Below are 25,412 nucleotides of genomic sequence, written 5' to 3'. Positions count from 1 at the left end.
CAATTTATCAATGATAAGATGAGGGTATTATTGTGAAACCTTTTATTTTTTCGGTAAAACTTGACAAATGCTCATTTTTTCTTCTGATAATAATAATTTTGCTACTTCTTGTAAATCTTGAACCGTTAAACTTTCTAATACAGTCAATGCATCAAACAGACTCGATTCATTAAACGCATATCGTGTAAATTGATTTGCAATATATTCTGGTGAATTCAAGGAGCGTAAAAAGCCACCTATTTTCTTTTTCTTTACTCGTTCTAATGCCGCCTCATCTAATTGATCATAATTTGTGTTTAATAAAATACCTTTCAAACGCTCTTCCAGTTCATCAGGTTGCTTCGTATCGCCACCAACCATTGCAAAACCGAAGTTATTCTCTTCCGTATAATCATACGAGAACGAATCATCAATGAGTCCTTCATTATATAAAGATTCGTAATGAACAGAACTTTTCCCAAATAAATAATCTAAAAGTAACGTAAGCGCAATTTCTTGTTTTAAAAGGGCTTCTCCTTTTTCTTTTAAGTTTGTCGCTTTAATACCAACTAAACATTTCGGTGTTTGTACAGGCATTGAAATAATTTTCTTCTTTTCATTTACCTCATCTGGTTCTTCTTCGAATGAACGTACTATTTCCGGTTGATTTTTATAATCTTTTTTCGCTTGATTTTCACGTATCAAATCCATCGTTTTCTCTGGATCGATTGCACCTACAACAAACATTAACATATTACTTGGATGATAAAACGTTTCATAACATTCATATAGTAGGTCTTTCGTAATTTTACTAATAGACTCAATTGTACCTGCAATATCAATTTTAATCGGGTGCTTTACAAACAAACTATCAATTAACCCAAAATATAAGCGCCAATCTGGATTATCTTGATACATTTGAATTTCTTGCCCAATAATACCCTTCTCTTTTTCAACTGTTTTTTCAGAGAAGTAAGGCTCTTGTACGAAATTTAACAATGTATTTAAATTTTGTTCTACATTTGATGTACATGAAAAAAGGTAAGCTGTTCTTGTGAATGATGTGAAAGCATTTGCTGATGCCCCTTGTTTACTAAACAATTGGAACGCATCGTGATCTTCTTTTTCAAATAATTTATGCTCAAGAAAATGAGCAATCCCATCCGGCACACGAATCATTTCTTCTTTACCTAGTGGTACGAATGTATTATCCACAGAACCATATTTTGTCGTAAACGTTGCAAATGTTTTATTAAATCCTTGCTTCGGTAAAATATATACATCTAATCCATTAGGAAGTTTTTCATAATAGAGTGTCTCTTTTAATTGCTCATAAACAATTTTCTCCATTTATTCTCCCTCCGTTCCTTGTAAAAAGTAAATTGTATCTAGTTCAATATTTTTAGCAACTTTCACAATCTCTTCTTTCGTCACACTTTCAATACCTGTAAGCCATTCTTCAACCGGACGCGTACGATCTGAAATAATACCATGATACAGCATTTCCACAAATCCGCGCGGTGTATCAATCGCTTCTAATATTTGATTTTGAATGACACTTTTCGTTTGATGCATCTCCTCTTCAGAAAAATCACCATTTTGCATTGCAAGCATTTGCTCTTTAATAATCTCAACCGCTTTTTCATAATTTTTTGCTTCGATTCCTGACATGACAAATAATAAACCTTTATGACTTTCAAAGCGAGATGCTGCATAGTACGCTAAACTATTTTTTTCACGAACGTTAACGAATAACTTCGAATGAGAAAATCCTCCAAACAATCCATTGAACAATTGCAGTGCAAAATAATCTTCATCTTTATACGTAATAAACGTACGATAACCGATGTGTAATTTACTTTGTTTTAATTCTTGTTTTTCCACAACTTCTTTTTCTTCATTATTTCTCTTATGAAGAAGTACATTTCTTTCTCTCGCAGGACGCGCTGAAATAGAAAAATACTTACTTACAAGATCAACTGCGTTTTCTGAAATATCACCAATAATGTATAGATCCATTTCATCCTCTGCTAACACTTTTTGATAATATTGATACAAACTTTCATTTGTAATGGAAGAAACACTCTCTTTTTTCCCATTTGCGCTTAAACGATACGGTTCTACTTTACACATTTCTTCAATTAAACGCTCGTTTGCATAACGCATTTTATCATCATACGTCGCTTCAATTCGTTGCAATAGCGCTCTCTTTTCACTTTCTACGATAGAAGGTAGAAAACCATTCCCCTCTGTCGCTGGATGCAAAACGATATCCGATAACATAGAAAGCGCTTTTTCAAATAACGGTGGTGCATCATGTAAATAAACTTCATTTGCAATGTCTACATAAATAGAGATAATATGGTCTTCTCCTTTTTTACTTACATCTACTGCTAAAGAAGATCCATATAATTCTTCTAAATATTGACGAAGACGAATTACAGAAGGAAGCTTTTCTGTCGCACTTTGCAATACGTATGGCAATAGGGCACGCTCTGTCACCGTCTCCTCATTTAAAGGTGCCTTAAAACGAAATACAAAAGTATTTGTTTTATATTTATCAGTTGGAATAATATGTACTCGCAAACCACCTAACTCATGTAACTGTTGTTCCATTAGTTTCATTTATAGCCCTCCTTTACGTATATAGGAATATTCCTCTTCAATATACAGTTTTTAGAAATAAAAAATCAACTTTTCTTCCTCACTATACTTACATTAAGTTCTTTCTAAAAACTTGAATATGTAAGGAACATAGTAAAATTCCGTATTAAATATAGTCTATGTAAAAAAGCCCGCACTAATGTGCGAGCTTTTTTATACTTATCGTTTTCCTTTTTCATAAGGAGTTCCTAATGCTTTCGGAGCTTCAGAACGACCTACAAAACCAACAAGCGCTAATATTGTGAATACATACGGTAATATCGTTAAGAATACACTTGGAATTTCTTTTAGTACTGGAATTGTACCACCTGTTATTCCTAATGATTGAGCAAATCCGAAGAACAGAGCCGCTCCAAGAGCACCGAGTGGATTCCATTTACCAAAAATCATTGCTGCTAACGCTAAGAAACCTTGTCCAGTAATTGTAGCACCTGAGAAGTTACCAGAAATCGACATAGCGAAGACCGCTCCACCAACTCCTGCAAACATTCCAGATATAGCAACTGCAATATAACGCATTTTATATACGTTAATCCCCATCGTATCCGCTGCCATTGGATGTTCACCAACCGCACGAAGACGAAGACCGAACGGCGTTTTATAAATGATATACCAAACGACAAACGCTAAAATAATAGCAATATATGATGTTAACGGTACATTTGAGAAAAAGATTTTTCCGATTACCGGAATATCTGAAAGACCCGGAACATCGATTTTTTCAATACGGTATTGAATGAAATCAGTTTGTCCTTTGCCAAAGATTTTCTTAATCGCAAATACTGTTAAACCAAGAGCTAAGAAGTTAATCGCTACCCCACTCACTACTTGATCTGCACGGAATGTAATAGATGCTACTGCGTGAAGAAGTGCAAACAATCCACTACCAATTGCTGCAAATAATAATGCAATCCAAGGAGTCATCGATCCCCACGTATCACCCATTAATAACGTTGTAACAATACCAATAAATGCACCAAATAACATTAAACCTTCTAACGCTATATTTACAACTCCAGAACGTTCACTGAACACTCCACCTAACGCCGTAAAAATAAGTGGTGCTGCCGTATATAACGTACCCGTCACAAGAATGGCTAAAATATCTAAAAAGCTCATTTATTTTCCCTCCTTGCTCATGCGTGTAAGTGCCCAGCGTAAAACATAACTGCACGCTACAAAGAAAATAATACATGCAATAATAACGTTAATTAACTCCGAAGGTACATCTGCTTCGAAATTCATTTGTGGTGCTGCACTTTTCAAACCACCAAACAGTAAAGCTGCTAATAATATACCAAATGGATTATTTCCGCCTAAAAGTGCTACCGCAATCCCATCAAATCCAATACCAGTAAAAGAAGACATTGCTGTCATACTTTGGAATGTCCCTAATCCTTCCATAGCTCCACCAATTCCTGCAAAAGCACCAGCAATTGTCATTGATAATACAACATTACGCGATACTTTCATTCCTGCGTATTGAGAGGCATTTTGGTTAAAACCAACCGATTTTAATTCATACCCTAACGTTGTTCTATCTAATAAGAACCACATTACAATTGCAATGATAATAGCTACAACAATTCCCCAGTGTAAACGAGATCCATCTGTCAATGAAGATAACCAATCAGAAGCTAACGAAGCACTTGCTTGTACATCATAAGATTTCTCATTACCTTCATGAATAAAGCGTTTAATAAGGTCATACGTAACATAAAGTGCAATGTAGTTCATCATAATTGTCACAATTACTTCATTTACTTTAAGCTTTCCTTTTAAATATCCAGGTATAAAACCCCACAAACCGCCGACGATTGCTGCCACTAATATAGATAACGGAATATGCAAAATTGCTGGTAACGACACTGCATATCCAAACCAAACAGCAGCAAGCCACCCAACTAATAACTGTCCTTCCACTCCAATATTGAAAAGACCTGTACGAAATGCAAATGCTACTGAAAGACCAGCTAATACAAGCGGAATCATTGTACGCAACGTCTCACCGATAGCTTGTGGATTGCCAACCATCCCTTCCCAAAGCGCGGCATATCCAACAATTGGATCATATCCACTAACTAACATTACAATGGCACCAACAAGTAAACCGAAAACTACGGATAACACAGGTACTAAAATATTAATTGTTCGTTCTGTTAAAAATTTTTTAGCCATTTGTGTTCACCTTCTCTTTCCCTGTCCCGCCGGCCATTAATAATCCAAGCTGTTGTTCATTTGTTTCTTTCGCATCGACAATCGCTACAATTTTCCCTTCATATATAACAGCCACTCGATCGCTTACATTTAAAATTTCATCCAGTTCTAAAGATAAAAGCAATACTGCCTTACCATTATCTCTCTGCTCAATTAATTTTTTATGAATAAATTCAATCGCACCTACATCTAAACCACGTGTCGGCTGTGCTGCAATTAATAAATCTGGATTACGATCTACCTCACGTGCAATAATTGCCTTTTGTTGGTTTCCACCAGATAGAGCGCGAGCTAACGTTTGTTCACTAGGTGTACGTACATCAAACTGTTCAATAAGTGCTTTTGCTTTTTCTGTAATTTTACTAAAATTCAAAATCCCTTTCTTTGAAAATGGATTTTTATAGTATGTTTGTAAAACAATATTGTCCCGAACAGAAAAATCGAGAACAAGTCCGTGTTTATGACGGTCTTCAGGAATATGACCAATCCCCTCTTCTGTTATTCTTCGAACAGGCCAATTCGTTATTTCTTTTCCTTTAATTGCAATAGAACCTGACTCAACTTTTCGTAAACCAGTAATCGCCTCTATTAATTCACTTTGACCATTTCCATCAATCCCTGCAATCCCAACGATTTCTCCTGCACGAACAGTTAAGTCAAGGCCTTTTACAGCAGGTAACTTGCGCGTATCATGAACAATTAGGTTTGCAATAGATAGTACTTCTTCCATTGGTTTAGCTTCTATTTTTTCTGTTTTAAAATTCACTTGACGTCCGACCATTAACTCTGCAAGTTTATGCTCATCCGTTTCCGCTACATCAACAGTACCAATCCCCTTACCTTTACGAATAATTGTACAACGATCGCAAACTTCCATAATTTCTTTTAACTTATGTGTAATAAGGATGATAGATTTCCCCTCTTGCACAAGCTTTTTCATAATTTGAATCAACTCATGAATTTCTTGAGGAGTTAACACCGCGGTTGGCTCATCAAATATTAAAATCTCAGCACCACGATAAAGAGTCTTTAATATTTCAACCCTTTGCTGCATCCCAACAGAAATATCTTCAATTTTCGCATGTGGATCAACAGCCAAACCATACTGTTCAGATAATTGCTTAATTTCTTTTGCCGCCTCTTCAACAGCAATTTTCCCGTTTTTCTTCGGCTCATTTCCAAGAATAATATTCTCTGTAACTGTAAAATTATGAACAAGCATAAAATGCTGATGGACCATCCCAATACCAAGGTCATTTGCTATATTCGGATTTGTAATTTTTACAGGTGTTCCTTTAATTTTAATTTCACCTTGTTCTGGTTGATACAAACCAAATAGTACATTCATCAATGTGGATTTCCCTGCACCATTTTCTCCAAGTAAAGCATGTATTTCTCCCTGTTTTACTTGCAGCGTAATATCATCATTCGCTACAATGCCTGGGAATACTTTTGTAATATTGTTCATCTCAATTACGTATTCCATTTTGTTCCTCCTTTTAGCAGGGAACACTCCCTAATTACACTCTATTAAAAGTATTTTTATATATGCAAAGGTTAGTTCTACGAACTAACCTTTGCTATTTCTCTATTATTATTTCTTTAGAGAAGCTTCATATGTTTTATATTCTTCGTCAGTTGCAGGGACTTTAATTTCACCGTCAGTGATTTTCTTCTCAAACTCTTCTATTTTTGTTAAGATTTCTGGATTTACTTTTTTCACATTGTCAGTAGTTTTCGCAATACCAACACCGTCATCTTTTAATCCGAATTCTTCTACTTTACCGCCTTTTAATTTACCATCTTTCGCTTCTTGTGCTACTTTTGCTACTGCAATATCAACACGTTTTACCATTGATGTTAAAGTTACGTTTTCAGGCATACCTTCTTGATTTTGGTCACGGTCAACACCGATTACCCAAACGTTTTCACCTTTTTTCTTACGGTTTTTCGCTTCTGTGAATACACCGTTACCAGTTGCACCTGAAGCATGATAAATTACGTCAACTCCACCACCGTACATTGCTGAAGCTAATACAGAGCCTTTTTCTGGTTTATCAAATGCATCAGCATATTGTGATACGATTTCGATATTTGGATTTACTGCTTTTGCACCAGCTTTAAAACCTGATTCAAATTTTGTAATTAATGGGCTTTTTACACCACCAACAAACCCAACTTTATTTGATTTTGTCGTCATCGCTGCTACAGCACCAACTAGGAATGAACCTTCATGGTCTTTAAATGTAATACTTGTTACGTTTGGCTTCTCTACAACTGTATCTACAATCGCAAATTGCTCTTTTGGATATTGTTCAGCTACCTTTGTAATTGATTTTTCCATTAAGTAACCAATACCAAATGTTGTGTTATAATGATCTTTCGCAAATTTCGTTAAATTCGGGATGTAATCCGCATCTTTACTAGATTGAAGATAACGATATCCTTCATTTTTCTTTAAGTCATTGTCTTTACCGAACTTCGTTAAACCTTCCCAAGCTGATTGGTTAAATGATTTGTCATCAACGCCCCCAACATCTGTAACCATACCAACTTTAAACTCTTTTTTGTCGCTACTCGCTTTATCTGAGTTACCACATGCACCTAAAACCGCACTTGCTGCTAATGTTAATGATAATAAAAGACCTGTTTTTTTCTTCATACTAGAAACCCCTCCTGAAATGATTTGTCTATTTTTTTATACGCTGCTGTCCCTAACTTCTTGCTGTCACCTCCCTAAAAAGGAACTCACCTACATACGTTTTCTTAATACGTGGAAGCTAAACTTATCAGCTCTAAAATAATTGATAGAATATAAGATTGGCTCATCATTTTGATCATAGTGCATTTGTTTTAACACTAGCAGTGCCGTTTCCGGTTCACATTCCAAAATCGGTGAGATTTTCGGATGATAGCCAATCGGCTCAATGTGAGCAACTGCGTATGTGATACGTTTGTGCGTATTGTTATGTATCACTGTAAGCAATGATTCTTCGTTGTATCCCGATAAATCTGGCAATATTTCTTTTGCAAGTTTATCGATACAATATACAACAGGTTCCCCATCTGCTGTACGCACACGCTCAATCATCACTGCATTAAAACCATCTTCACTATTAAACTTCTCTTTTTCTTCTTCTGTTAAACTTGTTGTAGATGATGATAAAAAGATAGTTCCTGGTGTTTTCCCCACACTAGAAATCATATCTGTAATACTAGAAAGTTGTTCAATCCCAGAAGAAAATAACGGCTTTGCATTTACAAATGTTCCTACACCATGTCTGCGAATGACAACATTTTCTTCTTCTAAAATACGCAGCGCTTCCCTTAAAGTCGCTCTACTTACGCCAAGTTCTTTCGCTAAATCAAACTCTGATGGTAACTTTTGTCTTTCTTTGTAAGCCCCATCTTTAATTTTTTCTTTGATGTGATCAATCACCCGTAAATATAGGTGACGGCTATCGGATTTTACTGACATAAGACTCCCCCGCATTTCAATTATTCGACCTCTGATGTAAGACTTCTTTTCTCTTTTTTCAACTTACAACATAATAAACATTGCTAAACACTAAAAATAGGCATAATTGTCGAATAAATATTAATAATTTTTTAAGATGAAATTTTCACTCTTTACTGCATAAAAAAAACTTTGCACCATAAACATTCCTCATAGCGAGAAAAAGTTCGGCACAAAGATCTCTTACATCCTTTGTTACACACTTTTCCCCTCATAGTCTAGCAATTCATGGTTGCCAGGTAGAAACTTATGGACCTTATCTCCAAGATTATATGAGGCAGTGATTCTTTTCGAAGTAATCTTACCACTTGCTCCCATACGTGTCAACAAGATTTAACATTTTTCTACATTAAATATCGAACGTTCACAAAAAACCACACCAAAGTATTCGTATTCTAAAGAACTACCTTAAATGTAAGCCCTTTCTTTATCACTGGATATAGTATATAACAAAACCAGCATATAAAAAAGCCTAATTGTAAAAACAATTAGGCTTTTTTTATGAACTTTTTTCTTGTACATCATTAATGAGCACTTCACGTGGTTTACTACCTTCATACGGACCTACTACACCATTCATTTCCATTGCATCAATTAAGCGTGCAGCACGCGTATAACCAACTCTAAACCTACGTTGCAACATAGAAACCGATGCTGTTTGCATTTCCACTACGAGCTGAACTGCTTCATCATATAATTCATCTTCTACTTCCTGCTTCGTATCAGGAACATCTTGCGGGATCATATCTTCTTGATATTGCGCTTTTTGCTGACCAATCACATATTCTACAACTCTCTCAACTTCATCATCTGATAAAAACGCACCTTGTACACGTACAGGCTTCGATGCACCAATTGGTATAAATAGCATATCTCCACGACCTAGCAGTTTCTCCGCACCACCGCCGTCAAGAATTGTACGAGAATCTGTTTGAGAAGAGACAGCGAATGCAATACGTGATGGAATATTCGCTTTAATAACTCCCGTAATTACATCAACTGACGGACGCTGCGTTGCAATAATTAAATGAATACCAGCAGCACGAGCCATTTGCGCTAGACGCATAATCGCATCCTCTACATCTGACGAAGCAACCATCATTAAATCTGCTAACTCGTCCACAATTACTACAATATACGGTAATTCCGGTTGTTTCGCTTCTGATTGACTATTATGTTCTTTTATATAGTCATTATATCCTTCAATATTACGCGTGCCACTATGAGCAAATAACTCATAACGGCGCTCCATTTCACTCACAACTTTTTTCAATGCTTGCGATGCCTTTTTCGGATCCGTTACAACTGGTGTTAACAAATGAGGCACACCGTTATATACATTTAACTCTACCATTTTCGGATCAATCATCATTAATTTTACTTCATGTGGTTTTGCACGCATTAAAATACTAACAATAATACCGTTAATACATACACTTTTCCCACTACCTGTCGCACCTGCCACTAGTAAATGGGGCATTTTATTTAAACGAGCCAATACAGCTTCACCTGTAATATCTCGTCCAAGACCTATTAACAACTTCTCTTCCGGATGATTGTTAGCTTTAGAATCAAGAACTTCTCTAAGCGTTACCATAGAAACTTCTGAGTTCGGAACTTCAATCCCTACAGCTGATTTCCCGGGAATTGGTGCTTCAATACGAATGTCTTTCGCAGCTAACGCAAGTGCTAAATCATCACTTAAACCGACGATTTTGCTTACCTTTACTCCCATATCAGGATACACTTCATATTTTGTGACTGCAGGACCTCTATGTACTTTTGTTACTTTCGCTTTCACTCCAAAGCTTTGGAAAGTACGTTCTAATTTACGAGCATTCTCATAAATTTCCGCATTTTCATTTGTAACTTGCTTATTCTTTGGAAATTTCAATATATCAAGAGCAGGAAGCTTATAATCTTTATTTTCTACATTTGAAAATTGCATAGGAGGTGCTTGTGTTTCACCCTCTAGCGATTCAACGATTTTTTCTCCACGCTTTTTCTTCGGCTCTTCAACTGGTGGAGTCTCTTCAATAAACGGTGAAGTGATTAACTCTTCTTGCTCTACTTCAATTCGTTTATCCTCTTCTTCATTTACAGGATAATTCTCAGTGAAATTCGAAATAATCGGAGGATCAATTGAGATTTCTTCCATCGGCTCAATAATTTCTTCTTGTTCTGTAGCACGTTTGCTTCTTGTGCTTCTTGTTGTTTTTTTCTTTTCTGTTTGTTCAGCCGTTCTTTTAGCTCTCCAATCTTTATAGTCCCCTTGCATCACTTGAAATTGACTTCTAAGAATTCTACCAACTGGAGCTAACACTTCTCCAATATGCTTATTTGTTATACAAAGTATACCGAGAATAACTAAAATAATACCAATAATATAAGCTCCTACTTCATCAAATAAGAAATAACAAGTCGCGAACATAAGTGCACCAAACATGCCACCACCTAAATGAACGCTATCTGGCCCTTTTTTCATTTCAAGAAAGAAATTATCTTTCGTACTTACAATAACAGAAGTATTTTGCACTGCTCCATCTTTCGTAAGAAGGTTAAATAATGTAATATGACTAAACATTAATATCGCCAATACTATTAAATAAAAACCGATTAACCGTTTATTTAAAAGGTTCGGCCATCCACGTTTTATAACGAATGAAACTGATAAAGCTATTACACCTAACACACCAATTATGTACCACTCACCAAAGAAGAAGCGAAAAAATAACACAAACGATTTCCCTACAACGCCTAGCTGTAAAATCGTAATGATTGAAAGTGCAAAAAGAGTTAAACCGACGATTTCATAATACAAAGTTGGCTTTATCGTACGTCTTGCCTTTGCCTTCGTCCCTCTTTGCTTTTGTTTTGCCATTTCTTCACCTCGTGTTCTACATATAAGTAAAACTCCCTAAAAACTCTGCTTATATGTTTGTTTTCTCTATTTTTTCAGGTCTTTATATCTTCTATTTTTACACTTCTTGTAAAATGTTAAATAAACAGAAGAAAGCAGCCCTCTCATGGCTGCTCAACCGTCTTGTTTTTTATATTATACCATAGCTTCTAAACAAAATCCTTCTTTTTGCTAAAAGGTTATTTTCTGTCCCGGCTCAAACTCTAAGTAATGAAACGGATCCGTACTTAACACGCGTACAATAGAATAACACCCATGTTCTTCTTCTGAAACCATTAATTCAACACCATTTATGTTTACGACTTTTTGACTTTCACATTGCGAATAATCGGCTGGATACACGAGTTGCTCTGGCATAATTGTATATAAAATCATTGTAACATTGTCCCTTCTGCATGATCATCCGCGCGACCATCTATCAATTCGTTTAATTTTCGAATCGCATTTCCGATACCACCGACATCATCTATAAGACCATACTTCACTGCATCTCCACCAATTACATTCGTACCAATATCTCGCGTTAAATTTCCTTTCGCAAACATAAGCTCTTTAAAACGATCTTCCGTTACTTTCGAATGCTTCGTCACAAAGCGAATGACTCTTTCTTGCATTTTATCTAAATACTCAAATGTTTGCGGCACACCTATAACAAGACCTGTTAGACGAATCGGATGAATTGTCATCGTCGCAGTTTCTGCAATAAATGAATAATCCGTAGAGACAGCAATTGGTACACCGATAGAATGCCCTCCGCCCAGAACAAGTGATACCGTTGGTTTTGAAAGCGAAGCTACCATCTCAGAAATTGCTAGTCCAGCTTCAACGTCACCTCCGACCGTGTTTAATATTAAAAGTAAACCTTCAATTTTCGGATTTTGTTCTATCGCAACAATTTGCGGAATAATATGCTCATATTTTGTTGTTTTATTTTGCGGTGGCAACTGAACATGACCTTCCACCTGTCCAATGATTGTTAAACAATGAATACGTGATTCATTCATTTGTGGTACATTCGTTTGTCCAAGCTGTTGAATTTTTTCCACTATTGAAGCTTCTTTTCCGGTTTCTTTCGGTTCAGCCTCTTTCTCTTCATTTGTATAACGATCACGTTCTGTCATATCGCATCCCCTTTCACTCGTATATAACTAGTATTTCTTAAGTTATAAATTTCATTCGATAGAGTTAAAAAAGAAAAAAAGATCACCCGTAAAGGTGATCTTTTTTATACTTCCATAATAATCGGTAAAATCATAGGTTTTCTCTTCGTCTCTTCGTACAAGAACTGCCCTAATAATTCACGAATATTTTGTTTTAACATAGACCATTCAATTGAATATTCTTTAATTGATTGCTCAACAATCATACGTACAATCTCTGTAGAGCGGTCAATTAACGCTTCTGATTCACGTACATACACAAAACCACGTGAAATGATTTCTGGACCAGATATAATTTTCTTTTCATCTTTACCCAGTGTTACAACAACTACTAATATTCCATCTTGAGATAACATTTTTCTATCTCGAAGAACGATATTACCAACGTCACCTACACCTAATCCGTCAATTAACACATTGCCAGCTTGCACTTTGCCAACTAAGTTCGCTTCATCATCACCAAAAGCAATTACATCGCCTTTTTCTACGATAAAGATATTTTCTCTTGCAATACCTACATCTTCAGCTAAGTATGCATGTGCTTTTTGCATACGGAACTCACCATGTACGGGTACAAAATATTTCGGTTTCATTAAATTTAACATTAATTTTAATTCTTCTTGACTACCGTGACCTGAAACGTGAACTTTTCTTTCACCGTAATAAACAACTTCAGCTCCCGCTCTAAATAACAAGTCAATAATTTTTGATACAGATATTTCATTACCCGGAATTGGAGAAGCCGCAATAATAACCGTATCACCTTTACGAATTGAAATTTGTTTATGAGCTTGCTTCGCCATTCTAGAAAGGGCTGCCATCGGTTCACCTTGGCTACCTGTCGTTAAAATAGCTACCTTTTTCTCTGGGAAATTGTCTACTTCTTGTAGTGAAATAACCATACCTTCTGGAACATCTAAATAACCAAGACGTCTTGCGATATCTACCACTTTCACCATACTACGTCCTACAACCGCTACTTTTCGTCCTGTTTCAGCAGCTGCATCAAATACTTGTTGAATACGATGTACATTCGATGCAAATGAAGCAACGATAATACGTCCTTCTGCGCCGTAGAACACTTTAGAAATTTCTACACCAACTTCTTTTTCAGAACCTGTATAGCCTGGACGCTCAGCATTTGTACTATCAGATAATAAGCATAGAACGCCTTCATTTCCGATTTGAGCCATTTTTCCAAGGTCTGCTCCACTATTTCCAATTGGAGTTTGATCGAATTTAAAGTCTCCCGTATATACGATCGCACCTTTTGATGTATGGAAACAAACACCAACAGAATCCGGAATACTATGTGTCGTTCCAAAGAATGACACCGTTGTAGTATTAAACTCTACTGTTGAATTTGAATCGATTGTTTTTAAGTCTACACGACCTAACATACCCGCTTCGCCAAGTTTTTCTTGTATAAGTCCTACCGTTAATTTCGTTGCATACACTGGAATTGATAATTTACGAAGTACGTAAACAATGCCACCAATATGATCTTCATGACCGTGAGTAATAAATAAACCTTTTACTCGCTCTTGGTTTTCTACTAAATATGTAATATCAGGAATAACGATATCAATCCCAAACATTTCATCTCCCGGGAACATTAACCCTGCATCTACAATAAAGATTTCAGAATCAATTTCAACACAGTACATGTTTTTCCCGATTTCACCTACTCCACCAAGAGCAAATACTTTAACAGACTCATTCTCTTTTCTCTTCATGTTGTTGCCTGGTTTAAAAATCTTTCAAACACTGATTTCACTAAAATTGCAGAGACACCAGGGGAAACTCTACAACCACCATATATTCACCGTCCAAGACGAATGTCCTTACCGTTATGCGATATCATGTCCTTGTTTATTTTTTAAACCAGGTTTCACCTCTCTTTCATTATATAAATCAAATATCTTATTCGATATGATATGAAAATGTAATCAAATTATAATTTTTACCAATTTTGCTAAGCATACCCGTACTAAGCTACTTAGCCATATTATACCTGATACAAGAAATAGAACACAAGTTAAATCGTGCGAAAGAAAAAGTAAAAGAACGGAATTATAACAAAAGTATCAAATGGCGTTCCTATATATTTACTTCGATTTTATACTACCTATTATTTTGAAGAAATAGCCATACATACGTTAAATTCATTTCATAATATGGCGTTTCAAGACCTATTTTTCTAAAATTGAACAAAAATACTTATAAAATGGAGTTTTTTTATGAATTACGTCACATTTGAGGGGATTTCTCCGAAAAACAGAAGCGGTGGTTTATTACGTTTGTACAAATGTTGACTCTATAATCACTTTCGTTTTTGATTCATTTTAAGGGAGACGATTATTTTCTTATACATGTTGTAATTCATAATGAAGAAACGGTTAATGATCTAATAAAAACACATATAGGTGAGAAAAGAGAAGAAAAGACTTTCATCCTATAAAAAATGACCTAGTTCTACACTAGGTCATTTTTTATTAACGAGGGATAGATTGCATAACAGATTGTAACGTTACTCTTTCTTCTTCTGTTAACGGAAGAAGTGGTAAACGTACAGAACCTACGTCTAATCCAACCATTTGTAATGCTGTTTTTACTGGTGTTGGGCTTGGCGCCATAAATAATGAATCCGTTACTCTTACAAGTAATTGATGTAATTTTTGCGCCTTCTTAAATTCACCTGCTTGGAATGCTGCAATCATTTCTTGCATTTCATTTCCGATAACATGAGATGCTACAGAAACGATACCTTTCGCTCCAACTGCCATAGCTGGTAACGTTAAACCGTCATCACCGCTGTATACTGCGAAGTCGTCCGCTGTTTTTTCAATGATTTCTGTCATTGTTAACACATCGCCGCCTGCATCTTTAATCGCAACAATGTTTTCTATTTCTGATAAACGAACAACTGTATCAACGGAGATTTGTACAATAGATCGTCCCGGAACGTTATATAGCATAACCGGAAGCGGCGTGCTTTCAGCAATTGCTTTAAAGTGCTGATACATTCCTTCTTGACTCGGTTTGTTATAATACGGTGCTACTAGCATTACTGCATCAACACCAACCTCTGTTGCCTTTTTCGTTAAGTCAATAGAAGCATGCGTATTATTGCTACCTGTTCCAGCGATTACGGGCACCCTTTTATCGACAACAGATACGACATGGCGATATAACGCTACTTTTTCTTCTGAAGTTAGTGTAGGAGATTCTCCTGTCGTGCCTCCTACCACGATTGCTGTTGTACCGTTATCAATTAAATAATTTACCAATTTCGTTGTCTTTGCAAAATCGATATTGCCGTTTATATCAAACGGTGTTACCATCGCGGTTGCAATTGTCCCAAAATCTATCATGGTCTCACTCCTTATTGTTCCAGTTGCTTTTCTTTTGAAAGCTCAAACGCACTATGTAATGCATTTACAGCCTCCACTAAATCAGTTTCTTTTACAAGAACCCAAATTGTCGTATGGCTATCTGCTGATTGCAGAATTTGAATACCTTTTTCAGCTAAAGCTGTAACGATTTTCGCAGTAACCCCTGGGTATCCTGCCATTCCAGCTCCTACAATAGATACTTTCGCACAATGCTCTGTCACAATTGGCTCATATCCAAGGTTTTGTAATAGTTCAACTGCACGATTTGATACATTATCACTCACCGTATAAGCTACCCCAGTAGGTGAAATGTTAATTAAATCGACACTGATTCCTTCATTCGCCATTTCTTTAAACACATGCTGTTGCAAATCATATGCTGTTTCTTTTGCAAGTACTTTAATTTGCGTCACATTTGATACATGTGCAATACCTGTAACAGGACGTTCTTCTACATCACGGCCTTTTGTAGCGCCGTCAGATGCTGAAATAAGCGTACCTTCACTATCAGAGTACGTAGAACGTACACGAAGCGGTACTTTTGCATGCATCGCAATTTCAACTGCACGTGGATGAACGACTTTTGCACCTTGATATGCCATGTTACAAATTTCGTTATACGTTACAGTTTGAAGATGACGTGCATCTTTTACAATGCGAGGATCCGCAGTCATCACACCTTCTACATCTGTGAAGATATCGATATATTCAGCATGAAGCGCAACACCTAAAGCTGAAGCTGAAGTATCACTACCTCCGCGTCCAAGTGTTGTCGTATCACCTTTTTTCGTTTGTCCTTGGAATCCTGTCACAACGATTACATCTACATTTTCTAGCTCTTCGTGTATACGATCACAATTCATTTCAATAATCTTAGCATTTGTAAAATCATCATTTGTTACAAAACCAGCTTGTGCACCATTTAATGCCGCTGCTTTTATACCGTTCTCATTTAACATGTTAGAGAAAACGATTGCTGAGATTAATTCTCCGCATGATAATAATAAATCTTGCTCACGATTAGAAATGTGAGATTCTTCTTGATTTACAAGACTTAACAACGTATCAGTTGCATATGGTTCACCTTTACGACCCATAGCAGATACGACAGTCACTACTTTATAACCCGCATCTAGCGATTTTTTTATATGATGAAGCGCATGCTTACGTCCATTTTCATCACGTACAGATGTGCCACCAAATTTTTGAACAATAATTTTCATATTTTGCACCTTCTCTTAGCCGTTTACACTAATTGTAATTTTACTAAGCGCTCTGCAATTTGAACAGAATTCCATGCAGCGCCTTTTAATAAGTTATCAGATACGACCCAAAGATGGAATCCTTTATCGTTATTTAAATCTTTACGGATTCTTCCAACGAATACTTCGTTTTTACCTACTGCAGTAGCTGGCATTGGATATAATTGCTCTTCTGGGTTATCTTGCAGAACGATACCTTCCGCATTTGCAAGTAAGTTCTTTAATTCCTCTACTGTTACGCCCTCTTTTTCTACTTCAATGTAAACAGACTCAGAGTGACCTGATACAACTGGTAAACGTACACATGTTGCCGCTACTTCTAATTCTGGCATATGCATAATTTTTTTCGTTTCATTAATCATTTTCATTTCTTCAAACGTAAATCCATTATCTTGGAACTTATCAATCTGTGGAATCGCGTTGAAAGCAATCGGGAAATGTTTCTTATCACCTGATACAGGTAAAACATTCGCCTTTACTTCTTCACCATTTAAGATTGCTTGTGATTGTTCATGAAGTTCTTCAATCGCTGCCGCACCAGCACCTGATACAGCTTGATATGTGGAAACGATTACTCGTTTTAAACCATATTGCTGACGAACTGGCTCAAGAGCTACTACCATTTGAATTGTAGAACAGTTTGGATTTGCAATAATACCATTATGTTCTTTTAAGTCGTTTTCATTTACTTCAGGTACAACAAGTGGCACGTTTTCTGTCATACGGAATGCACTTGTATTATCAACAACAATCGCACCGCGCTTTGCTGCTTCTGGCGCTAATTGTTTTGATACAGATCCACCAGCACTAAATAGTGCGATATCTACTCCTTCAAAACTTTCAGGAGTTGCCTCTTGAACTGTAAATTCTTCGCCTTTAAATACAAGTTTCTTACCTGCAGATCGTTTAGATGAAAGTAACGTTAACTTCCCGATTGGAAATTCTCGTTTCTCTAAAGTATTTAACATTTGTTCACCAACTGCGCCGGTTGCTCCAACTACAGCGACATGAAAAGTTTTTTGCTTTTCCATCACTATGCCCCTTTCTAGATACCAATCCTTCTATAACTTAGAATGAGAAGGAGTATACAATACCCCTTCTAATCTTAATAACGTTAATTTTATCATATTCTACAGTAAGAATGATGGTTTCATCGAAAATTGTCCGTTTTTTTTCGTTTTTTAATTCATATATCTGAATTTTTCTACGACAACCGGTTGCAATTGCTTCCCTTGCAGCGCTTCTAATACTGTATCTTCCAGTAACTCCATGCGAGCTACCATTGAGTTCGGTTTTTTCTCTGGTGCATCTTGACCGAATGGGACGAAGTAGATGTTTTTTGTGGCCATTAGGCGCATGAGGTTTACCCCATTAAGCCCCAACGCATCATTCGTCGAAACAGCCAATACGACGGGCTTACCATTTCTTAGCGTCGCTTTCGCTGCCATTAATACCGGAGAGTCTGTCATTGCATTAGCAAATTTACTCATAGAATTTCCTGTTAGTGGTGCAATTACCATACAATCTAGTGGAATTTTAGGTCCTAGCGGTTCTGCGCCAACGATTGAATTAATCGCTTTAAAACCTGTTACTTCTTCAATCTTTTTAATCCACTCTGCCCCTTCTCCAAATCTCGTATTTGTTGATTGAACAGTGTAAGAAACAACTGGACGCACTTCAGCTCCCTCAGCAATTAACTTTTCTAAATGAGGCATTACTTCTTCGTACGTACAATGTGAACCAGTAAAACCAAACCCTATTCTTTTCCCTTTTAAATTCATTCCCCATTCTCCTTTCTTGCGATTACATCTTCTGCTAATAACTGAGAAAGAACGTTCGCTAAAATTTGTCCTGCTGTTTTTGGAGCAACAATACCTGGTAATCCAGGTGCTAACAGCGCTTTGACTCCTCTTTTTTCCGCATACCTAAAGTCGGTACCGCCTGGTTTAGAAGCTAAATCAATTACTAACGTATGGGCCGGCATTTTTGAAATGACATTTGCTGTCACAACGAGATGCGGTATTGTATTAATGACAATATCCATATCCCCTACTTCTTTCTCAATGTTCTGCATATGAAAAGGAGAAAACATCATTTCTGTAATACGTGCAATATGTTCCGATCGTCTTGCTCCAACTTTGACATGGGCTCCTAATGATTGAAATGCTCTGGCAACGCTCATCCCTGTTCTACCAAATCCTAAAACCATTACATTAGAACCATGAATTGTATAGTCGGTATGTTGAATTACCATCATTAATGTACCTTCTACAGTTGGTATAGAATTGTAGATTGCCACATCATCACGATCAAATAATTTAATTAGTTTACGGTTTGTAGTAGATACGAGATTTTCCAAGTAAGGCGTACCAATACCTGAATATATAGTAAAATGTTCTGGTGTATTTTCAATTTGTTCTTTCGTTATAGAAACTTTTTCGTTTGAAAAAATAGTATCTACTTCTCCCTTGGCATTTGTACCTGCAACTGGCAAAATAATTGCATCTACAGAAGTGAAATCTAAATTTTGTATACTTTCTTTTGCTGCCCCTGTGAAGCCATGGTCTAACTGATCAAACCCTATCAATGAAAGTTTCGCATCCAATTCAACGAGCTTGCGAATTACTTCTAGCTGTCTTGCATCTCCTCCTATGACAGCAATATGCATCTCAGTCAACATTCCCTAATTCACCTTCTTTTTCTGTCATTTATAAGAAAAGTGCCTACTTTTTCTTTTTCCTCCACATCATATGTAATGTACGAGTTTTAGGTGATTGAAAAACAAAAAGCGCCTATCATGTATCCCGCTATTTGTATGTAGGAAGGCCCCACCTCAAAATTCGGCATAGGAAAAGACATTATGTTGGATTTTGCTCTGAGTAAAATGAACAAAAAAAGATGACCAAAATGGCCATCTTTCACTTCGAATTTGAACAATCTGTAATATCGCAAAGAACCATATCATGACCCACTTTTTTTATTTGACTCCATGCTACTCTTATTTCTTGTGGTTCCTTTTTAAAACCTCCCCATTTCCCAGCAGGTATAATAAGAGCCTGTATTTTTCCATCCTTCTCATCAATCTCTAAATCCACATAACCTAAAACCCCCATTTTTTCTGCTCTTTCTAAATTAACAATTTCTTTCCCACTTAGTTCACTTAATCGCATACTCTCTCCCCCTACCCAAATTATTCATTTAAGTTATCCATAATTAGTACCTATTCTATATACCCACAAAAAATAACCGTATCTCATTTAAATGAGATACGGTTATTTTTAAATCATATATAGTAATTACAGTTTTATTCCTTTTGGAAGTTTTCCATCTGGACTAATTAATGCTGCAGAAAATTCATCTGTAAACATGTTACGAATTAACTCATCTACATTTTCTTTTGTTACAGTGTTTACACTTTCAATAATCTCATCAAGTGAACGGTGCTTACGAAGTAGCAATTCATTTTTACCATTACGGCTCATACGACTATTCGTACTTTCTAAACTTAACATTAAGTTTCCTTTTAATTGCTCTTTACTATTCATAAGCTCTTTTTCTGTAATACCTGTATTTTTCAATGTTTCTAATGTTTCTTGCATTGTTTCATACAGTGTATCTAATTGTTGGCTACCTGTTCCACCATACAGCGTTAACATACCTGTATCTTCATAAGAAGAATGGTAAGAAAATACTGAGTAAGCTAACCCGCGTTGCTCACGTACTTCTTGGAATAAACGGCTACTCATACTACCGCCTAAAACGTTATTTAATACAATTAAGTTATAAATATCTTCGTGTCCCATTTGTAAGCCTTTATATCCTAAACATAAATGAGCTTGTTCTGTTTCCTTTTTACGTGCTACCTTATTAAAATGGAAAATTGGGCTATGTACTTGTTCACGGTTTGTCGTTCCTTCATAACTACCGAAATATTGCTCTACTGTTTGTAAAAAGGCTTCATCAATATTTCCTGCAATTGATACAACTACATTTTCAGGTGTGTAATGATCCTTAATATATTGACGTAGCGTATCACCTGTAAACGTATTAAGCGTTTCTTCTGTTCCTAAAATAGGATATCCAAGCGGATGCGTTTCATATGTTGCTTTCGTTAACATATCATGCACAATATCATCTGGAGCATCTTCGTACATTTTAATTTCTTCACATACGACATTCTTCTCTTTTTTCAGTTCTTCTTCATCAAATGTTGAATTAAAGAACATATCTGCTAATACATCTAAAGCATATTTAGCATGCTCATCTAGCACTTTTGCATAGTAACAAGTGTATTCTTTTGAAGTAAAAGCATTCACTTGCCCACCAATGCTATCAAATGATTCTGCAATTTCGCGTGCACTACGTGTTTCTGTCCCTTTAAAGAACATATGCTCTAAAAAGTGAGAAATCCCGTTATTTTTTTCATTTTCATTTCTTGATCCTGCATGGATCCAAATACCAATCGCAACCGATCTTACAGTTGGTATATTCTCCATAACTATTCTTACACCATTTTTACAAGTATATTTTTTAATCAAAAACTTTCCTCCTACTGCCAGTTTCTCTAAATAAGTGCTATTATTTAATGATAACAAGTTTAAGGATGAATGTCATGCAAATGTATTTAATCTACACGTTTTTCATCCAGTAATTCTGTTATATTCCCTACTTTATATCCTTGTTCCTTCAATTTTGTAATCATTGTATCTAATGCTTCTGTTGTGGACGAAGTAGGATGCATTAATACGATAGCACCTGGATGTATTTTTCTCATTACTCTCTGCAATAGTACATCTGGCTCAGGTCGCTTCCAATCAATTGTATCGACAGTCCACATAATCGTTCCCATTTGAAAATCATCTGCAATTTTCACGACTTCATCCCGAAAACTTCCACTCGGCGGTGCAAACCATCTTACCTTTTGATTCGTAGCTGCTTCGATCATTCGATTTGTTTTTTGTAACTGATCTCTTATTTCATCAGACGATAATGTTTTCATATTAGGATGTGTGTAAGAATGATTTCCGACTTCTTGCTTTGCATCGACAATCATTTTTGCAAATCGTAAATTTTCTTTCACCCAACGACCTTCTAGAAAGAACGTCGCCTTCACATCATGTTTTTTCAATATTTCCAATATACGAGGCAAATACTCATTTCCCCATGCCACATTTATTGTTAATCCCACCATCTTTTTATTCGGATGCCCTCTATAAATTGGCGCTGGTGATAAATCTTCTAAGTGGACACTCGGCGATACTTCCTTGAATTCAAGATGTTTTTGATCAAATTTCTTTAACTTCTTCATATTGTTATAGGATGCTTCCATATCAACTTGTCTTCCATTATATCCTGGTGTTGCTTTCCATATCTTATCAATCATCGCATTTTGCGGTGCAATCTCATATTGTTTTGCATGCTTTTGAATTTCTTCATATAAGTTATCCTGTGCAAAAACGGAATAAGAGCCTACACTGACATATAAACAGAATATACATATGTATGCTAATATACGAGCTTTCATATAAACCCTCCCATTAACTATATAAAAACCATTTTCTTCTTATCTTTGTTAATTTGAGCGTTATAATGAAAACTATACCTATACTGACATAAAAATATGTGTAAATCATATTTTTACATAACAAAAAAAGCCAGTTAAACTGGCTTTTACTTATTGCTGCTCTTGTTTGTTTTCTTCTTTAGCAGCTTCTTTTTCTTGCTCTTCTTTTAGCAATACTTTTCTAGATAAATTCACGCGACCTTGCTTATCAATCTCGATAACTTTAACTGTAATTACATCACCGATTTTCACAACGTCTTCTACTTTACCTACACGCTCAAGTGCAAGTTCAGAAATGTGAACTAATCCATCTTTACCGCTGAATAATTCAACGAAAGCACCGAATTTCTCAACACGTTTCACTTTTCCTTCGTAGATTTCACCTACTTGTACTTCGCGAACGATATCCTCGATAATTTTCTTAGCTTTGTCGTTCATTTCTTGATTTATTGAAGAAATGAATACTGTACCATCTTGTTCGATGTCAATTTTAACGCCAGTTTCTTCAATAATTTTATTGATTTGTTTACCGCTTGGTCCGATAACGTCACGGATTTTATCTGGGTTAATTGTCATTGTAATAATCTTTGGAGCATACGCTGATAATTCAGTGCGTGGCTCTGCAATAACAGATAACATATGATTTAGAATGTGCACACGACCAACTTTTGCCTGTTGTAATGCCTCTTCTAAAATTTCACGAGATAGACCATCGATTTTAATGTCCATTTGTAATGCAGTTACACCATGTGCTGTACCTGCTACTTTAAAGTCCATATCACCTAAATGATCTTCCATACCTTGAATATCAGATAAAATTGTGTAATGCTCACCAGTTTTAACTAGTCCCATTGCAATACCTGCAACTGGAGCTTTAAGTGGAACACCAGCATCCATCATTGCTAAAGTACTACCACAAATACTTGCTTGTGAAGTAGAACCATTTGATTCTAATACTTCAGATACAAGACGTACTGTGTATGGGAAATCTTTTTCAGACGGAATTACAGGCTCAAGAGCACGTTCTCCTAGTGCACCGTGACCGATTTCACGACGACCTGGTCCACGCATCGGTCTTGTTTCACCAACACTAAACGATGGGAAATTGTAATGGTGCATAAAGCGTTTTGATTCTTCTACACCAAGACCATCTAAAATTTGCACATCGCCTAATGCACCTAATGTACAAATACTTAATGCTTGTGTTTGTCCACGTGTGAATAAACCAGAACCGTGTGTACGAGATAAAATGCCAACCTCTGATGCTAATGGACGGATTTCGTCACCTTTACGGCCATCTGGGCGGATTTTCTCAACTGTAATAAGACGACGTACTTCTTCTTTTACAATTTTATATAAAATCTCATTTACTTGTCCTAATGTATCAGCGTCAACTTCCTGCGCTTCGTAATGCTCAATTACACGCTTTTTCACTTCGTTAATTGCATCTTCACGTGCATGTTTCTCATGTACTTGAATTGCAGAATGCATATCCTTTTCAGCCATTTCACGTACAGCTTGGTTAAGATCAGCGTCAACTTCATAAAGTTTCACTTCTGATTTCTCTTTACCTACAGCTTGTACAATCTCTTCTTGGAATGCAATTAGACGTTTAATTTCGTCATGTCCAAACATAATTGCTTCTAACATTGTTTCTTCAGGCACTTGATCTGCTCCTGCTTCAACCATGTTAATTGCATCTTTCGTACCAGCTACAACAAGGTGAATATCACTTTGTTCTTGCTGTTCTACTGTTGGGTTAATAACGAATTCGCCGTTAATACGGCCAACTGTTGCACCCGCGATCGGACCTTCAAATGGAATGTCTGAAATCGATAACGCTAATGAAGAACCAAGCATAGCTGCCATTTCAGAAGAACAATCTTGATCAACACTCATTACAATGCTGACAACTTGTACTTCGTTACGGAAACCATCTGCGAAAAGTGGACGAATTGGACGGTCGATTAAACGACTTGCCAAAATTGCTTTTTCACTTGGACGACCTTCACGTTTAATGAAACCGCCAGGAATTTTTCCGACTGCATATAAACGCTCTTCATAGTTTACTGTAAGTGGGAAGAAATCTACATTTTTTGCTTCTTTTGATGCAGTTGCTGTAGATAGAACCGCTGTATCGCCATATCTTACTAATACTGCTCCGTTCGCTTGCTTTGCAAGCTGACCTGTTTCAACTGTTAGCTGGCGACCAGCTAAATCTATCGAGAAGACTTGCTTTTCTTGACTCATTTAAGTACCCCTCTCAATTTAAAGTATTCAATTCTTCTATGTAAATGGATAGTATATCACAATATTCTACCTCTAGTATTACCGAAAATGAAGTAAGCTATAAAGAGTAGAAGATATATTTTTACCTAACAAAAAAGCGGGAATATTCCCGCTTCTTTGACTATCGACGTAAGCCAAGCTTTGTGATTAATTCACGGTAACGTGTGATATCGCTATTACGAAGGTAAGTTAGTAAGTTACGACGTTTACCAACCATCTTTAATAGACCACGACGTGAATGATGATCTTTCTTGTGAGTACGTAAGTGCTCGTTTAGAGTGTTAATTTGCTCCGTTAGGACAGCAATTTGAACCTCTGGAGAACCAGTATCAGTCTCATGAGTTCTAAATTGTGCAATGATTTCATTTTTACGCTCTTGTGTTAAAGCCATCCTATTTCACCTCCTATTAATTAAACCCCCGATTACCTAGCAAGCGTCGGTGAGT

At 36.3% G+C, this 25,412-nt stretch carries 21 protein-coding genes and 1 riboswitch; all 21 genes read right to left on the bottom strand.

What is annotated here, in order from left to right:
- Positions 1 to 42 precede the first annotated feature (42 nt).
- The 21 genes from yfmH to rpsO all read right to left on the bottom strand — a co-directional run bounded on the left by yfmH (position 43) and on the right by rpsO (position 25,357).
- Positions 43 to 1,329: an EF-P 5-aminopentanol modification-associated protein YfmH gene (yfmH, locus tag ACTFRS_RS16585; protein ID WP_440024666.1), complete on the bottom strand. Its 1,287-nt coding sequence runs from the start codon at positions 1,327 to 1,329 to the stop codon at positions 43 to 45.
- The gene (gene yfmF / locus ACTFRS_RS16580) at positions 1,330 to 2,604 is read right to left on the bottom strand and encodes an EF-P 5-aminopentanol modification-associated protein YfmF (RefSeq protein WP_139867001.1); all 1,275 of its coding nucleotides are present in this window, start codon (positions 2,602 to 2,604) and stop codon (positions 1,330 to 1,332) included. It abuts the gene before it with no gap.
- A gap of 198 nt (positions 2,605 to 2,802) precedes the next feature.
- On the bottom strand, positions 2,803 to 3,762 hold the full coding sequence (locus tag ACTFRS_RS16575) for an ABC transporter permease (RefSeq protein WP_000008842.1): 960 nt from the start codon (positions 3,760 to 3,762) through the stop codon (positions 2,803 to 2,805).
- Positions 3,763 to 4,821, bottom strand: coding sequence for an ABC transporter permease (locus tag ACTFRS_RS16570; protein WP_001074499.1), 1,059 nt, complete (start codon positions 4,819 to 4,821; stop codon positions 3,763 to 3,765).
- Positions 4,814 to 6,346, bottom strand: coding sequence for an ABC transporter ATP-binding protein (locus ACTFRS_RS16565; RefSeq protein WP_139866999.1), 1,533 nt, complete (start codon positions 6,344 to 6,346; stop codon positions 4,814 to 4,816). Before ACTFRS_RS16565 ends, ACTFRS_RS16570 begins: the two co-directional genes overlap by 8 nt.
- A gap of 108 nt (positions 6,347 to 6,454) precedes the next feature.
- The gene (locus ACTFRS_RS16560) at positions 6,455 to 7,522 is read right to left on the bottom strand and encodes a BMP family lipoprotein (RefSeq protein ID WP_139866997.1); all 1,068 of its coding nucleotides are present in this window, start codon (positions 7,520 to 7,522) and stop codon (positions 6,455 to 6,457) included.
- Positions 7,523 to 7,612: 90 nt separating this feature from the next.
- Entirely contained in the window at positions 7,613 to 8,338 is a 726-nt protein-coding gene (locus ACTFRS_RS16555; protein ID WP_000114176.1) for a GntR family transcriptional regulator, read from the bottom strand.
- Positions 8,339 to 8,571: 233 nt separating this feature from the next.
- Positions 8,572 to 8,673, bottom strand: a riboswitch (purine riboswitch).
- A gap of 203 nt (positions 8,674 to 8,876) precedes the next feature.
- The gene (locus ACTFRS_RS16550; protein ID WP_242294790.1) at positions 8,877 to 11,258 is read right to left on the bottom strand and encodes a DNA translocase FtsK; all 2,382 of its coding nucleotides are present in this window, start codon (positions 11,256 to 11,258) and stop codon (positions 8,877 to 8,879) included.
- A 210-nt stretch (positions 11,259 to 11,468) separates the two neighbouring features.
- Positions 11,469 to 11,672: a YlzJ-like family protein gene (locus ACTFRS_RS16545; RefSeq protein ID WP_242294789.1), complete on the bottom strand. Its 204-nt coding sequence runs from the start codon at positions 11,670 to 11,672 to the stop codon at positions 11,469 to 11,471.
- Positions 11,669 to 12,418 (bottom strand): translocation-enhancing protein TepA, encoded by a 750-nt coding sequence (gene tepA / locus ACTFRS_RS16540; RefSeq protein WP_103625729.1) that lies wholly within the window; start codon positions 12,416 to 12,418, stop codon positions 11,669 to 11,671. Before tepA ends, ACTFRS_RS16545 begins: the two co-directional genes overlap by 4 nt.
- 104 nt (positions 12,419 to 12,522) lie before the next feature.
- Positions 12,523 to 14,193 (bottom strand): ribonuclease J, encoded by a 1,671-nt coding sequence (locus ACTFRS_RS16535; RefSeq protein WP_000823084.1) that lies wholly within the window; start codon positions 14,191 to 14,193, stop codon positions 12,523 to 12,525.
- Between the two features lie 759 nt (positions 14,194 to 14,952).
- Positions 14,953 to 15,831, bottom strand: a complete 879-nt coding sequence (gene dapA, locus ACTFRS_RS16530) for a 4-hydroxy-tetrahydrodipicolinate synthase (RefSeq protein WP_000564761.1) — start codon at positions 15,829 to 15,831, stop codon at positions 14,953 to 14,955.
- A gap of 11 nt (positions 15,832 to 15,842) precedes the next feature.
- On the bottom strand, positions 15,843 to 17,075 hold the full coding sequence (gene dapG / locus ACTFRS_RS16525; RefSeq protein ID WP_000692473.1) for an aspartate kinase: 1,233 nt from the start codon (positions 17,073 to 17,075) through the stop codon (positions 15,843 to 15,845).
- A 23-nt stretch (positions 17,076 to 17,098) separates the two neighbouring features.
- Positions 17,099 to 18,145 (bottom strand): aspartate-semialdehyde dehydrogenase, encoded by a 1,047-nt coding sequence (gene asd, locus ACTFRS_RS16520; protein WP_000414848.1) that lies wholly within the window; start codon positions 18,143 to 18,145, stop codon positions 17,099 to 17,101.
- A 150-nt stretch (positions 18,146 to 18,295) separates the two neighbouring features.
- On the bottom strand, positions 18,296 to 18,895 hold the full coding sequence (gene dpaB / locus ACTFRS_RS16515) for a dipicolinate synthase subunit B (RefSeq protein WP_001049480.1): 600 nt from the start codon (positions 18,893 to 18,895) through the stop codon (positions 18,296 to 18,298).
- On the bottom strand, positions 18,892 to 19,794 hold the full coding sequence (gene dpaA / locus ACTFRS_RS16510) for a dipicolinic acid synthetase subunit A (RefSeq protein WP_139866987.1): 903 nt from the start codon (positions 19,792 to 19,794) through the stop codon (positions 18,892 to 18,894). Before dpaA ends, dpaB begins: the two co-directional genes overlap by 4 nt.
- 238 nt (positions 19,795 to 20,032) lie before the next feature.
- The gene (locus ACTFRS_RS16505; RefSeq protein ID WP_242294615.1) at positions 20,033 to 20,284 is read right to left on the bottom strand and encodes a YlmC/YmxH family sporulation protein; all 252 of its coding nucleotides are present in this window, start codon (positions 20,282 to 20,284) and stop codon (positions 20,033 to 20,035) included.
- Between the two features lie 126 nt (positions 20,285 to 20,410).
- Entirely contained in the window at positions 20,411 to 21,652 is a 1,242-nt protein-coding gene (locus ACTFRS_RS16500; RefSeq protein WP_000592994.1) for a M16 family metallopeptidase, read from the bottom strand.
- Between the two features lie 86 nt (positions 21,653 to 21,738).
- A complete protein-coding gene (locus ACTFRS_RS16495) occupies positions 21,739 to 22,638 on the bottom strand; it encodes a polysaccharide deacetylase family protein (RefSeq protein WP_242294616.1) in 900 nt (299 codons plus the stop codon).
- A 150-nt stretch (positions 22,639 to 22,788) separates the two neighbouring features.
- Positions 22,789 to 24,927, bottom strand: coding sequence for a polyribonucleotide nucleotidyltransferase (gene pnp / locus ACTFRS_RS16490; RefSeq protein WP_086421443.1), 2,139 nt, complete (start codon positions 24,925 to 24,927; stop codon positions 22,789 to 22,791).
- Between the two features lie 160 nt (positions 24,928 to 25,087).
- Entirely contained in the window at positions 25,088 to 25,357 is a 270-nt protein-coding gene (gene rpsO, locus ACTFRS_RS16485; RefSeq protein ID WP_001229392.1) for a 30S ribosomal protein S15, read from the bottom strand.
- Positions 25,358 to 25,412 lie beyond the last annotated feature (55 nt).

Origin of the sequence: Bacillus cereus group sp. MYBK139-1, assembly GCF_051916915.1 — a bacterium.
Classification (GTDB): Bacteria; Bacillota; Bacilli; order Bacillales; family Bacillaceae_G; genus Bacillus_A; species Bacillus_A pacificus.
This window is presented reverse-complemented; position numbering and strand designations above follow the sequence as displayed.